The following is a 13,476-nucleotide window of genomic DNA, read 5'->3' on the forward strand; positions in this document are numbered from 1 at the left end:
TGGGTCAACATCACTTGGCGCCGGGATCAGGAAGCGTTTTGAGCGTTCAGTTCTCTTGCTTCAAGTAACATGCTTCGGCATCGTCCTTTGGAAAAAATGAGCATGGCAATGGGTGACGGTGCATTGAGCTTCTATGACCGATTGCCGGATGCTGTTTTCATGGTCGATTCCAACCATCGGATCACCTACGTAAGCGCTGCTTGCCTGAGTATTTTCGGCTACCGGCCCGACGAGATGGTCGGACGATCCATGCTGGATCTCGTGGCGCCGGTGGACCGGGACAAGACCCTGCATGAAGCACGTGATGTCATGAAGGCCAACGAGAGGATCGGGTTCGAGAACCGCTATCTCCACAAGAACGGTGAAGAAGTCCACCTCATGTGGTCGGCGCGGTGGCTGGAAGCGGAGGGCCTGCGTATCGGGGTTGCCCGTGATATCACCGGGTTGAGGCGCATCAAGGCGCCAACCATGCGGGACGTGCCTGCAGTGGCCGGTCTAGCACCGCACGAACAGAAAGTGCTGGAGCTTCTACTTTCCGATGCTACGGAAAAGCAGATCGCTGAAAAGCTCGGCCTCGCTCTGTCCACCACGCATTCCTACATCACCGGCATCTTCCGGAAACTCGGTGTGCGTGGCCGTGCGGGATTGATGAGCCTGTGGCTCAAGCCGCTGCGGGATGAGCCGGCCGGCTGAGGTCATGCAACACCGCCGGAGTTCCCTTGTGATGGGATCCGGGTTGCCCACCCCGTTGCAATGACAGGGTGCAATCCTGCTGATTAGCAGGATTGGGCAATGGCCTGCGGCTGTCTAGCATGCCGTGATCTGTGCACGCGGCGTTGCTTCCAAGCGCGTCTGGCATGGGAACAACGTGACACCGGCCCCCAGGGGCATACCAGTGGATGTCTGCATCGTCAGCGGGGCGGAAGCTTCTATCGACGCTGCGCGCCCGGCTGTCAGCCAAGACATGCGGGGATACATGCCTGCTGATCATTCAAGCAATCAGGAAACCGACAATGAAGTACCCCAAGAAAGCCCAGCGGTCCCACAACGGTGGGCTGCGCCTGCTTCCGCTTGCCCAGGCCGTGGCTGTGGTGCTCGCCACCCTGGTTTGTGCGCAGCCCAGCCTCGCGCAATCGGTGACCGTCAGCGGCGATGTGACGCCGGCTTTTCCGGCCCCCGCGGATCCATGGAACGTCGCGGGCACCATTTCTGTTGGCGACACCAACGTTGGCACGCTGAACATCGAGGGCGGCGGCACGGTTTCCAGCGGCGGGGCTTTTGTCGGAAGGCACGCGGGAAGTGACGGCACGGTCAAGGTGACCGGCGTGGGCTCGACGTGGACGAATTCAAGCGCTTTCATTGTGGGCGCTGCTGGCAGCGGCACGATGACCGTCGAGCAGGGCGGCAGGGTTCGCAACCCGGGTTTTGTGATGATCGGTCAGTGGCCCGGAAGCACCGGCACCCTGACCGTGACCGGTCCCGGCTCGATTTGGACGAGTTTGGACCAGTTTATGGTGGGTGGTGCCGGCTCCGGCACGCTGAATGTCCTGGATGGTGGCAAGGTTGAAAGCCGCACCGGTTTCATAGGGACGGAGCTGGCAGGTGGTAGCGCCACTGTCTCCGGTGTGGGATCGAGCTGGATCAATTCTGGCCAACTACAGGTTGGTTCCGTAGGTCAAGGTAGCTTGACCATTGCCGATGGCGGCACGGTGTCCAACATCGTCGGTTATTTAGGTCTGGGGGGGGATAGCGTCGGCACGGTCACAGTCACCGGTGCGGGTTCGATCTGGACGAATCTAGATAACCTCTATCTGGGCCACGTCGGTACCGGCACGTTGACCATCGAGAAGCGCGGGCAAGTAGTCAGTCCAAGCATCACCATGGGTACGGCCGCTGGAGCAACCAGCACGCTCAACCTCAATGGCGACAGCACCAGTGGGCGTGGCGTTCTCAGCACCGGTCAGATCATGAAAGGGCCGGGCAATGCCACGCTCGACTTCAACGGCGGCATCGCGCAGGCGATGGAAAACCAATCGGATTATCTGTCAGGTTTTTCCACGCTGGCGGTGGGTGCCGAAGGCGCCTGGTTTGACACCGCGGGCTTCAATATCGGGGTGGGCACGGGATTCTCATCGGCATTGGCCAGCAGCTTCAACAAGCAGGGCGCGGGCACGCTGACGCTGAGCGGCGACAGCTCGGCTTTCAGCGGCAGCACCACGGTGCGCGGTGGCTCGCTGGTGGTGACCAACCAGTTGGCCAGTGATCGGGCAACGGTAAGCAACGGCCGGTTTCAGGTGGACGGTCATTTCAGCGGCGATGTCCTTGCCAATGCGGCCGGCACGCTTGCCGGTGTTGGCACGATTGGCGGCGATGTTGCGATCTCCCGTGACGCGGTGCTGGCTGGCACGCAAGGCCAGACGCTTGCCATCGGCGGCAACCTCGCTCTGGACGACGGCAGTGCGATCAAGGTGGCGTTGGGTGGTGCGCCGACTGCTGCGCTGTTTGATGTGGCAGGCAACCTGATCCTGGACGGCACCCTCCATGTGGCCAACCAGGGCGGCTTTGGTGCAGGCGTCTATCGCCTGTTCGACTACGCGGGCACGTTGACCGACAACGGCCTTGCGATCGGCCTCATGCCGGGCGGGATGACAGCCAGCGATTTCCATGTCCAGACCGCCGCCGCCAACCAGATCAATCTGGTGTCCGCGGCGGGTGCAGATCTCGGCTTCTGGGATGGCGGCAATACGACGCTCCACAACAATGGCGTGATCGATGGCGGCGCAGGCTCCTGGCGCGCTGACGGTGACAACTGGACTGACGCTAGTGCCGCAGCCAACGGTGCGTTCCAGCCAAATCCGACATTTGCAGTCTTCCAGGGCGCGGCCGATACGGTCACGGTGGACAACGCGGCCGGCGCGATTGGCGTCACCGGCATGCAGTTCACCACGGACGGTTATCGGATCGAAGGCGACGCGATCGCGCTTCAAGGCGTGGGCGGCGAGACCATCGTGCGCGTGGGCACCGGCTTGACCAGCAGCGCAGGCATGACGGCCACGCTTGCCTCGGCGCTGACCGGCGCCAGCCGCCTGGTGAAGTCTGATTTCGGTACCTTGGTCCTGGCCGGCAGCAACACCTACAGCGGTGGCACCGAGCTTCGTACTGGCGTGTTGTCGGTGTCCAGCGATGCCAATCTGGGTAGCGCCGCGGGTGGACTGACATTCAGTGGCGGCACGCTGGCAAGCACCGCGAGTTTCGATAGCAGCCGCGCGATCACGCTGACCACCGCGGGCACCGTGGATGCGGCCGCCGGCAGCATGCTCACTTTGCATGGCGTGATCGATGGCGCAGGCACTCTGGTCAAGACGGGCGCCGGCAATGTCACGCTGACCCAAGCCAATACCTACGCCGGTGGTACCCAGGTGCAGGGCGGAAACCTGACGGTCATGACCACCGGTGGTTTGGGGGCCGGGGCGGTCAAGGTCAGCGGGGCCGGCAGCGTGCTGGACTTTCTCGCCATGGGCGCGACCCCGGTCAGCGCGCAATCGCTCAACATCCATAACGAGAAGGGTGGCAGCACCTACTTCCGTGGTACGTCCAGCGCAGCCGATGCCACGCTGTTCAATAGCGATGGGGGTTCAACCGTCCTCCTGCACGACGCCAGCGCCGGCAACGCGAACCTCGTCAATCTGGCCGATGGCGTGATGTGGTTTGTTGATCAGAGCTCGGCGGGACAGGGACAGATCATCAACAACGCCGATGGCGTGATCGAATTTTTCGGTAACTCGACGGCGGATCTGGCCACGCTGCAGAACAATGCCGGTGGCACGCTGGATATCAGTGCGCTTGCCGGCGCGGGCATCGGCATAGGTTCGTTGTCGGGTGCGGGCGCGGTGGTGTTGGGTGACAAGACCCTGACGCTGGGCGGGTTGAATCAGAACGATACGATCGCCGGCGTGATCAGCGACGGTGGATTGGGTAGCGGCGGGCTGACCAAGATCGGTGCGGGTGTCTTGCGGCTGGAGGGCATCAGTACCTATACAGGTGCGACTGCGTTGAACGCAGGCACCCTGTTGGTTGCCGGCTCCATTGCCTCGTCCTCCCTGCTCAACGTCGCCTCAGGCAGCCTATTGGGCGGCAGCGGCACGGTAGGTAATACGAATGTTGCGGCAGGCGGCAGTCTGATGCCGGGCGATGTCAGCGCACCGCTGACGATCGACGGCAATTTGACGATGGCGGCCGGCTCCCATTATCTGGTCTTCGCTGATCCGGCCTCGGCCAACAGCAGCCGGGCCAATGTGACCGGCACCGCGACACTGGCCGGTGGCACCGTGATGCATGTGGGCCCCGGTGGCAGCTATCAGGCGGGTATCGGCTACACCATTCTGAGCGCCGACCAGGGCGTGTTCGGCACGTTCGATGAAGTGCAGTCGGTGTTTGCCTATCTCACCCCGAGCCTGGCGTATGCGACCAACGCGGTGACGATGGAATTGGTACGCAAGGATGCGCCGGTGGAACCCACGGAACCCACGGAACCCGCGGTGCCCGCGGTGCCCACGGTGCCCACGGAACCCGCGCAGCCGATGCGTTTTGCCGATGCCGCCAACACGTCCAACCAGCGCGCCACTGCCAACGCGCTGGAGAGCCTGGGCAACGTCGATGACTTGTATCGGCGTATCGAAACCCTTGCGGAGGGCGCGCCACCGGCGGTGTTCGACAACCTGTCCGGTGAGATTCATGCCAGCACCGGTGCCGCACTGCAAAGCAGCGCCGCCGGCACCCGGGCGCTGTCGTTCAAGCACCTGCGCAGCAATCTAACCGCGATGGCGGAGCCGGGTACGCTTGGCGTACAAGCCGATGGCTTGCCGGCGTGGGCGGAGGTTGTCGGTAATTGGTTGAGCATGGACGGTAACGACAACGCAGCCAGTACAGCACAGCGCACCAGCGGAGTATTTGGCGGCGCGGATAGGGTGATCGGCAATGCGTGGCGCGTGGGCGGGGTGTTGGGCTATACCGACAGCACACTGCGCGTCGACGGACGTAACTCAAAGAGCCAGATCAACAGCTATAGCGCCACGCTCTACGCGGGCAAAGCGTTTGAGGTCGGTACCGGAAAACTCAACTTGCTGACGGGTGGTGGTTACTCCTGGCATGACATCGACAGCCAGCGCCGCATCGCGGCAGCGGGTTTGAGCCAGGAGCTCAACGCCGACTACCGCGCCAACACCCGCCAAATGGCGGCCGAGTTGGGTTATGCATGGCCGATGGGTACGACCACGCTGGAACCCTTTGCCGGCGTGGCGTGGAATGAGTTGAACACGCGCGCCTTCAGTGAATCCGGTGGCTCGGCCGCACTTCGCGGGCAAGCCAAAACCGATGATCAGACCAGCACGACCCTGGGCGTGCGGTTGCAGGCCCCGTTTATGCAAGGTGAGAGCAAGGGCACGGTGCGCGGCAGCCTGGGCTGGGGGCATGTGCTGGGTTCAATCAACTCGCAAAGCACGCTGGCGTTCAATGGCAGTCAGCCGTTCAACATTGTTGGAACGGCGATTGCGCGCAATGTGGCAATGCTGGAGTTGAGCGCCGATGTTGCGATCTCTCGCAACGCCACACTGGGCGTGAGTTATGCAGGGCAGTTTGGTGATGGCAGTCGTGAGAATGCCGGGTCGGTGAATCTGCTCTGGCGGTTCTGAGTCATTGGCGGAAACTCACTGTCCCACCCGTTGTCGCCGCCGGCGCGGCCGGGAGTCTAGACTGGCCGACATGACTATCAAGACCCTCTACATCCCCGCCGGCGGCGGTTTCGACCACGTCACCATCGCCACGTCCCAGGCCGTCGAGCCCGGCCCCGGCGAGATCACCGTGCGCCTGCGCGCCAGCTCGCTGAATTACCACGACTACGGTGTGGTGAGTGGCGCGATGGCGCCCAAGGAACGCCGCATTCCGATGTCCGACGGCGCCGGCGAAGTGACCGTGGTCGGCGCGGGCGTCACCGAGTTCGCCATCGGCGACCACGTGGTCAGCACGTTCTTCCCGGACTGGCTGGACGGCGAGCCAAAGACCGAGGGCTTCGGCAGCGTGCCGGGCGACGGCATCGACGGCTATGCGCGCGAGCAGGTGACCGCGCCGGCGATGGCGTTCACCCGGTCGCCGCGCGGCTGGAGCCATGCCGAGGCGGCCACCCTGACCACCGCCGGCCTGACCGCCTGGCGCGCACTGTTCGAGCACGGCGCATTGCAGCCAGGGCAGGACGTGCTGGTGCAGGGCACCGGCGGCGTGTCGATCTTCGCGCTGCAGTTCGCCAAGCAGGCCGGCGCGCGGGTCATCGCGACTTCGTCCAACGACGCCAAGCTCGAGCGCCTGCGCGAGCTGGGCGCCGACGAGGTGATCAACTACCGCAAGGACCCGGAGTGGGGCATGACCGTGCGCGGCCTGACCGGTGGCCGTGGCGTGGACCACGTGATCGAGGTGGGAGGTCCCGAGACGCTGGTGCAGTCGATGCTGGCGACCCGCGTGGGCGGCCACATCGCCGTCATCGGCGTGCTGACCGGCATGGACAGCAAATTGCCGCTGGGCCTGGCCCTGGCGCGACACCTGCGGCTGCAGGCGTTCGTGGTCGGCAGCCGTCGCCAGCAGCAGGACATGGTGCGTGCGCTCGACGCCAGCACGCTGCGCCCGGTCATCGATCGCCACTTTGCGCTTGACGACCTGGTGGCCGCATTCCGCCATCAGGAGAGTGGGAAGCACTTCGGCAAAATTGTGCTCGACATCTGAGCGGCGGGGCGTCCGTGTCCATCGTCCTTACCGACTTCGCCCGCACGCGCCTGTTCCCGCGCGCGTCGCGTGGCAACACCATCCAGGACTGCACGCCCGCGGAATTCGAGCGCCATCTCAACGATGTGCCGCCGCTGAAAGTGCTCGACGGCTACGCGCCGTTCTGCAAGCTGCATGTGCACCGCAACTGGACGTCGACGCGTTGCTTGGCGGTGCCGATTACCGAGAGTAACCGCCACCTGCTGCGCTCCGACTACGAGGCGCGCACGAAGGATGAACTGCCGGTGCTGGTGCGCTGGTTCGAGGGCCTCGAACCCCCCGTGGCGGATTACCTCATTCCCATCCTCTACCGCCGCGACCAACTGGCGAAGGAGGGCACGGTGATCGACGCCGACTGGGGCGTGGTGGGGTGCATGTACACGGTAGAGCCCGAAGAAACGCCGATGGCACCCATCACGATGATGCGCAATGCGCTGGGCGTTGCCGAAGGCGGCTCAGGCGTGGCTGTCGACCGTGAGGCCTACCGTGGCAGCGTGGAGTTCTGGCGCGCGCACGCGAACTGGCGCGGGTAGGGGAACGTCGCGTTTGACGGTTTCGCACCCGCGCAACGCGACGTGCGCTAGCCTGCGAAGGGAAGTTACCTATCCGTTTCGAGGATCGCGCCATGAACCGCACGCCCCGACGTACCATCCTGCCGATCGCTCTCGCCGCCCTGCTGGCGGCCATCGCCCCGGGCTGCCAGGACGATGGCGTGGCGCTCGCCTTCGACAGCCCCTACACGCAGGCCACCAACGCCGGCGAGTTCGCGTTGCGCTCGCCGGCTTTCGCCGACGGCCAGCCAATCGCGGCGCGCCACAGTGCCTACGGCGAGGACATTTCGCCGGCGCTGGCCTGGCAGCCCGTGGAAGGTGCGCGGACCTATGCGTTGGTGATGGAGGATCCCGACGCCGACCGGCCCGCGCCCTACGTGCACTGGGTGGCCTGGAACATTCCGGCCGGCGCGACGTCGCTGCCCGAAGGCCTGCCCGCGGAACCGCGGCTGGCCGACCCGGACGGCATGCGCCAGGGCCTCAACGACCACGCATCAACCGGTTACTTCGGCCCTCGGCCACCCGCGGGGACCGGCCTGCACCACTACCACTTCCAGGTGTTTGCACTGGATGCCGCGCTCGACCTCGCGCCCGACACCGGCCGCGACGCGCTGCTCAACGCGATGCGTGGCCACGTCGTGGGGAAAGCGCGGTTGGTGGGCACTTACGCGGCACCGCAGGAGCCTGCCGGCTGACGGCGGCTGGTACCCCTGCGCGCTCCACGGAGACGGACACGGGCCTATGCTAGGGTCAAATGGCTTGATGGCGGGACTGGGGTGATCGATCCTGCGCATGCGGCAGTGGATGTCTGGTCAACTCAAGGGGGAAGGGGACATGTCGAAACTGCTCGTACTGATGCGGAAACTCGGCAGCGATGCCGCACTGGCCGCGGAGTATGCAAAGGATCCGGGCGCGGTGGTCCGGCGCGCCGGGCTGTCCGGGGCCGAGCAGAAGGCAATGCTCGCCAGCGATTACGCTGCGATCAAGCGGCTCACTGGACTGGCGGACGGAAAGTTCGCCACAAACCACATCATCAAGGCCTACGAGTAGCTGGCCGCCTTACGCCGCCAATGCTCGCGACTGCATGAGCCGGTTAGTCTCCATCGCCCTCCTGCTACTGGTGTTCGCCGCCACGCCGGTGTTCGCCGACGACGCGTTGGAGGCGCAGGTCCAGGACATCGAGCGGTTGGCGGTCACCGCGCACTGGCGTGAGTCCGACAGGAAGATCGAGGGCCTGGCATCGCAGCTGGATGCGCTCTCGCAGGAGCAGCGCCACCGGATCGAGTTCGTCCGTCTGCGCAATCTCGGGCTCGCCGGCAACCAGTCCGCCGCGCTGCAGGGCCTGGCCGAGCTGCTGCGCCAGGACCTGCCTGCGGCGCTGCGTGTGCGCGTCTATACCACCGCCATCAGCATGGCCGCCAACGTCGAGGATTGGACGTTGGCATTCACCTGGCTGGGCGAGGGCCTGTCGTACCTGGATGAGGCCCCCGCGGAATCGGCCGGGCTGCTCGGCGCCGCCAGTTATCTGCACACCCTCGTCTACGAGACCGACAAGGCGCGGGACCTGGCGATGCGTGCCCTCGAAACCGTCGAAGCCGGAAATGATCCCAGGGCGCTGTGCCTGGCCTTGGCCGACGTGGCCATGGCCGAGGATCACGCGGGTAATTTCCGCGAATCGGAGGCATGGCGACATCGCCAGATCGAGGCCTGCACCCGCGCCGGCGACCTGGTGTTCATTGCCAACGGCAAGTACGGCGTCGGCAAGATGTTGGCCAGCCAGGGGCGCTACGCCGAGGCACTGGGCTGGGCCCGCCAGGCGCTTGCGGACTTCGGGGCGGCGGGCTTCGCGGCCGGCGCCTGGGGCGCCAGGCTGGAGGTGGCCAAAAGCCTGATCGAGTTGAACCGGGGGCTCGACGAGGCCGGGATGCTGCTGACCGACACCCTGCGCTACTACCGTGACCAGGACTTCCACCTCGCGATCGCGGAGGCCGAGGACCTGTTTGCCAGGCTGGCCGAGCGGCGCGGCGACTTCGCCCGGGCGCTCGCCCATTTCCGGCTGTCCATGTCGGCATCGAAGGTGGCCGAGCGCGACGCCCGCGACCGCCGCCTGGTCTACCTGCAGGTCGAGTTCGATACCCGTTTGAAGGAGCAGCAGATCGCCCTGCTGGAAGCCGAAAAGGAGCTGGCGGCGCTGCAGGTCACCGCGACGCAGCGCCGGCAGCTGCTGCTCGGCGCGGGCGTGGTCGGGCTGCTGGTCACCGCGGTCCTGCTGTTCGGCCTGCTGCGCCGCTCGATCCGCGAGCGCCGTCGCTACCGCTGGCAGTCCGAGCGCGACGGCCTGACCCGCCTGTACAACTACCAGCAGGTCCGCAAGCTCGGCGAGGCGGCATTCGCGCACGCACGCGCCAACGGGCGGCCGTTCACGGCGATCGTCGCCGACATCGACCTGTTCAAGCAGGTCAACGACAGCTACGGCCACGCCGCCGGCGACGAGGCGCTGCGTTCGCTCGGCACGTGGATCATCGAGGTCGTCGGTGCGCGCGGCATCGCCGGGCGCAGCGGCGGCGACGAGTTCACGATTCTGCTCGATGCCGACGTGGTCGAAGCCGAGGCGCTGTTGTTGCGCCTGCGCGCCAGGATCGAACCGATCACCGTGTTCGGGCAGACGTTCGGCTTCAACCTCAGCGCGGGGATCTGCCCGAAGAGCGCTGGCACCGCCACGCTGGAGCAGCTGATCCACGAGGCCGACCAGGCCCTGTACCGCGCCAAGCACGACGGTCGCGACCGCGTGGTGTGTGCGAGCGGGGATGCCGGCTCCGCCGCGAATTCGGCCGGAGGCCTGGTGGTGGTGGGCAGCGGGATCCAGTTCGGCCGCCACGCCAGCGAACGCTGCCTGTCGGAAATCCGCGAAGCCGAGGTCGTGTTCTGCCTGGTCGACCCGTTCGCGCTGGGCATGATCCACGGCTTCCGCCCCGATGCGATCAACCTCGGCGTCTACTACGCGCCCGACAAGGACCGGCGCGAGATCTACCGCGAGATCGACGCGGTGATCATGGCCGAGGTGGAGGCCGGCAAGCACGTCTGTGCGGTGTTCTACGGCCACCCGGGAGTGTTTGCCGATGTGCCGCATGGGGTGCTTCGCAAGGCCCGCGCAAAGGGCATTCCGGCGCGCATGGAGCCGGGGATTTCCGCCGAAGCCTGCCTGTACGCCGACCTCGGGATCGACCCGGGCCACCGCGGCGTGCAGTCGATGGAGGCGACCCATTTCCTTGTCTACGATCGCCGGCCTGATACCGCCGGCCTGGTGCTGCTCTGGCAGGTGGCCCTGTCCGGCGACCTGTCGTGCCGTCGCCTGCATGCCGAGCGCGAAGGGCTGCAGGCGCTGGTCGACAAGCTGCTGCGCTGGTACCCGGCAGAGCACGAGGTGATCCTGTACGAGGCGGCGCAGCTGCCGATCGGATCCCCCCGGATCGAGCGCCTGGCCCTGCGCGACCTGCCCGACGCGCACTACGAGGAATACACCACGCTGGTCATTCCGCCGCTGGGCGAGTTGCGCGGCGCTCCCGCGCCTGAAGGAAGTACCCTTGGGGAGTCCGGATGGAAACAAGACCGAGCTTTGGGAACCCATGCCCTGGGATGACAAGAACAAAGGTGTTTGAAGCCATGCCCATGCTGAATCCAGATTACTTCAACAAAATCGGCGCCGATAATCTCCCCGGTCATCTCGGCATCGTCATCACGGGTATCTCTGCGTCAGAGGTCACGTCGGAGCTGCCGGTGCGCAAGGAGATGATGGCGCCCAACGGGTTCCTGCATGCCGGCAGCATTGTCACCCTGGCCGATACCGCCGCAGGTTATGGGTGCGTCGCCAATCTTCCGGAGCGAGCAGAAGGTTTCACCACGATCGAACTCAAGTCCAACTTTCTCGGCACCGCCCGTGATGGAACGATCGAGTGCACTGCCAAAGCCGTGCATCTTGGCAAGACCACCCAGGTCTGGGATGTCGTGGTCACGCACCGGGAGTCCGGCAAGACCATCGCTCTTTTCCGTTGTACTCAAATGGTGCTTTATCCGAAGCAAGGCGCCTGACCATTCATCCAGCCGACCGTGGCTCCGCTGCGCGGCGTGATTCCAGACTCTCCATGCCCCAGTCCTGTCCCTGCAACCCGTCCGTCGCTTATGCGACCTGCTGCCAGCCGCTGCACGAGGGCCGTGCCCCGGCCGCCACCGCCGAGGCGTTGATGCGTTCGCGCTACAGCGCCTATGTGCTGGGCCTGCGTGACTACTTGCTGGCCACTTGGCACCCCGACACCCGCCCAGCCTCGCTCGACCTGGACGACACCCCGGGTCTGCGCTGGCTGGGGCTGGACGTGAAGCGCCACGCCGATGCCGGTGATGGCAGCGCGGTGGTGGAGTTCGTGGCCCGCTACAAGGTTGGCAGCGCTCCCGCGGTACGGCTGCACGAGGTGAGCCGTTTCGCGTGCGTGGATGGCCGCTGGTTTTACCTGGACGGGGAGTTTCCTGTCTAGCAACATCGTGCAAGGCGCACCGCGGATCCGGCTGCGGTTGCCGTCAAGGGGATTGTTCGACCAGCAGCAGGGGAAAGTCATGGCGTTCATCGAGTCCGTTTGTCGCACATGAGCAGCGACTGTCCCTTCTGCAGGATCGTCCGCGGAACCGAGCCCGCGAGCATCGTCTGCGAGAACGATCTGGTGGTCGCGTTCGTCGATCTGCGCCAGTTCAACCCGGGCCATGTCCTGGTGGTTCCGCGGCGTCATTTGCCGGATGTTCGTGAGCTGGACGACGCCACCGGCGCGGCGGTGATGTCCATGCTGACGCGGGTGACACGGGCGGTCGGGGAGGCGTTCGCCAACGAGGGTCTTGGCATCTGGCATTCCATCGGCGAGGCGGCCGGCCAGGAAGTGCCGCACCTGCATTTCCATGTGCATCCGCGCCGGGTCGGCGACGGGATGTTGCGCGTCTATCCGCATGCGCCAGATACGCCAGACGAGCGGGTCAGGGAGGTTTATGCGGAGACGCTGCGTCGGCAGTTGGCGGCAAGCCAATGGCCGGGCGAAGAGTGATCCGCAGCGGTAAGCTCGCCAAGCTTCCACTCGTCACCTCGTGCATACGTTGACCTGATCCGGATAGCATGGATCGCGCCGGTTCCCCAACGCCGAAAATCGCCACGCAAGCGCCACGTACCGGAGCACCGATGACCGAAGTCGCCATCCTCACCCCCGATCCCGCCGACCCCTCTTTCGCGGAGCTGTGGCCGGAGGTGTTGCACCGTCTCCAGAGCGCGCTGGAAACCAGCGGCGTGACCGCGACGCCGACACCATGGACGGCCCATGTCGATGACAGCAGCGGGTTGAAGCGGTTTGCGCTGGTCCTTCCGCTGATCGTGTGGGGCTACCATTACGATCACGCCCGCTGGCTTCACGCCTGCCGGACCTGGGACGCCGACGGGATCGCGCTGGCCAATCCTGCCGCAGTACTGGCCTGGAACTCGGACAAGCGTTATCTGGAGAGGCTGGGGCAACGGGACATCGCGACCCCGCCCACCCTCTGGACAGACCGGGTGACGCCGGCCCAGCTCGAGAAGGTATTCGCCGCCACCGGCGCGGAGCAGTTGATCGTCAAGCCGACCGTCTCCGGCGGTGGCTGGAAGACCCAGCGCCTGGGCCGCGGCGATCGTCTCCACGAAGCCCCTCACGATGTCCCCGCAGGCGCCGCGATGATCCAGCCGTACCTGCCGACCATCGAGACCGAAGGCGAAACCTCGCTGCTGTTCTTTGGCGGCCGCTTCAGCCATGCAGTCAACAAGCGCCCAGTGACGGGCGAGTTCCGCATCCAGGTGCAGTACGGCGGCATCTACACCGCACTGCCGGAACCCCCGGCCGGTGCGCTGGCGCTGGCCGAACAAACCCTCGCTGCGATCGACACGCCGCTGCTGTACGCACGCATCGACGTCCTGCCCGATACGGACGGCCGCTGGCTGCTGATGGAGGCCGAACTGATCGAGCCGGACTTCTATCTCGGCGCCGATCCACGGCAGGGCGCGGCGTTCGGCCGGGCCGTACAGGCCTGGCTCGAGAACGCCTGATCGTTTCGA

11 protein-coding genes are annotated in these 13,476 nt (G+C 65.5%); all 11 read left to right on the plus strand.

Annotated elements, in window-relative coordinates:
* The first annotated feature begins 102 nt into the window (after window positions 1-102).
* The 11 genes from ACW7G6_RS00740 to ACW7G6_RS00790 all read left to right on the plus strand — a co-directional run bounded on the left by ACW7G6_RS00740 (window position 103) and on the right by ACW7G6_RS00790 (window position 13,467).
* Window positions 103-693, plus strand: coding sequence for a PAS domain S-box protein (locus tag ACW7G6_RS00740; protein WP_456978982.1), 591 nt, complete (start codon window positions 103-105; stop codon window positions 691-693).
* Between the two features lie 320 nt (window positions 694-1,013).
* Complete coding sequence (locus tag ACW7G6_RS00745; protein WP_456997353.1) at window positions 1,014-5,690, plus strand: autotransporter domain-containing protein; 4,677 nt, start codon at window positions 1,014-1,016, stop codon at window positions 5,688-5,690.
* 70 nt (window positions 5,691-5,760) lie between these two features.
* Complete coding sequence (locus ACW7G6_RS00750; RefSeq protein ID WP_456997354.1) at window positions 5,761-6,771, plus strand: zinc-dependent alcohol dehydrogenase family protein; 1,011 nt, start codon at window positions 5,761-5,763, stop codon at window positions 6,769-6,771.
* A 14-nt stretch (window positions 6,772-6,785) separates the two neighbouring features.
* Window positions 6,786-7,343, plus strand: a complete 558-nt coding sequence (locus tag ACW7G6_RS00755; RefSeq protein ID WP_456997355.1) for a DUF3228 family protein — start codon at window positions 6,786-6,788, stop codon at window positions 7,341-7,343.
* Between the two features lie 92 nt (window positions 7,344-7,435).
* Window positions 7,436-8,056, plus strand: a complete 621-nt coding sequence (locus ACW7G6_RS00760; protein WP_456997356.1) for a YbhB/YbcL family Raf kinase inhibitor-like protein — start codon at window positions 7,436-7,438, stop codon at window positions 8,054-8,056.
* Window positions 8,057-8,195: 139 nt separating this feature from the next.
* Window positions 8,196-8,411, plus strand: coding sequence for a hypothetical protein (locus tag ACW7G6_RS00765; RefSeq protein ID WP_456978987.1), 216 nt, complete (start codon window positions 8,196-8,198; stop codon window positions 8,409-8,411).
* A 34-nt stretch (window positions 8,412-8,445) separates the two neighbouring features.
* Complete coding sequence (locus ACW7G6_RS00770; protein WP_456997357.1) at window positions 8,446-11,001, plus strand: diguanylate cyclase; 2,556 nt, start codon at window positions 8,446-8,448, stop codon at window positions 10,999-11,001.
* 23 nt (window positions 11,002-11,024) lie between these two features.
* Entirely contained in the window at window positions 11,025-11,450 is a 426-nt protein-coding gene (locus ACW7G6_RS00775; RefSeq protein ID WP_456978989.1) for a PaaI family thioesterase, read from the plus strand.
* A 53-nt stretch (window positions 11,451-11,503) separates the two neighbouring features.
* Window positions 11,504-11,890, plus strand: a complete 387-nt coding sequence (locus tag ACW7G6_RS00780) for a YchJ family protein (protein ID WP_456978990.1) — start codon at window positions 11,504-11,506, stop codon at window positions 11,888-11,890.
* A gap of 108 nt (window positions 11,891-11,998) precedes the next feature.
* Window positions 11,999-12,445 (plus strand): HIT family protein, encoded by a 447-nt coding sequence (locus ACW7G6_RS00785; protein WP_456997358.1) that lies wholly within the window; start codon window positions 11,999-12,001, stop codon window positions 12,443-12,445.
* A gap of 131 nt (window positions 12,446-12,576) precedes the next feature.
* On the plus strand, window positions 12,577-13,467 hold the full coding sequence (locus ACW7G6_RS00790) for an ATP-grasp domain-containing protein (protein ID WP_456978992.1): 891 nt from the start codon (window positions 12,577-12,579) through the stop codon (window positions 13,465-13,467).
* Window positions 13,468-13,476 lie beyond the last annotated feature (9 nt).

It is taken from the genome of Lysobacter sp. A421, from assembly GCF_054052145.1.

Bases quoted from the DNA above. Each gene is read 5' to 3' on its own strand.
- ACW7G6_RS00740 (WP_456978982.1), top strand. From the start codon at position 103: ATGGCAATGGGTGACGGTGCATTGAGCTTCTATGACCGATTGCCGGAT.
- ACW7G6_RS00745 (WP_456997353.1), top strand. From the start codon at position 1,014: ATGAAGTACCCCAAGAAAGCCCAGCGGTCCCACAACGGTGGGCTGCGC.
- ACW7G6_RS00750 (WP_456997354.1), top strand. From the start codon at position 5,761: ATGACTATCAAGACCCTCTACATCCCCGCCGGCGGCGGTTTCGACCAC.
- ACW7G6_RS00760 (WP_456997356.1), top strand. From the start codon at position 7,436: ATGAACCGCACGCCCCGACGTACCATCCTGCCGATCGCTCTCGCCGCC.
- ACW7G6_RS00765 (WP_456978987.1), top strand. From the start codon at position 8,196: ATGTCGAAACTGCTCGTACTGATGCGGAAACTCGGCAGCGATGCCGCA.
- ACW7G6_RS00770 (WP_456997357.1), top strand. From the start codon at position 8,446: ATGAGCCGGTTAGTCTCCATCGCCCTCCTGCTACTGGTGTTCGCCGCC.
- ACW7G6_RS00775 (WP_456978989.1), top strand. From the start codon at position 11,025: ATGCCCATGCTGAATCCAGATTACTTCAACAAAATCGGCGCCGATAAT.
- ACW7G6_RS00780 (WP_456978990.1), top strand. From the start codon at position 11,504: ATGCCCCAGTCCTGTCCCTGCAACCCGTCCGTCGCTTATGCGACCTGC.
- ACW7G6_RS00785 (WP_456997358.1), top strand. From the start codon at position 11,999: ATGAGCAGCGACTGTCCCTTCTGCAGGATCGTCCGCGGAACCGAGCCC.
- ACW7G6_RS00790 (WP_456978992.1), top strand. From the start codon at position 12,577: ATGACCGAAGTCGCCATCCTCACCCCCGATCCCGCCGACCCCTCTTTC.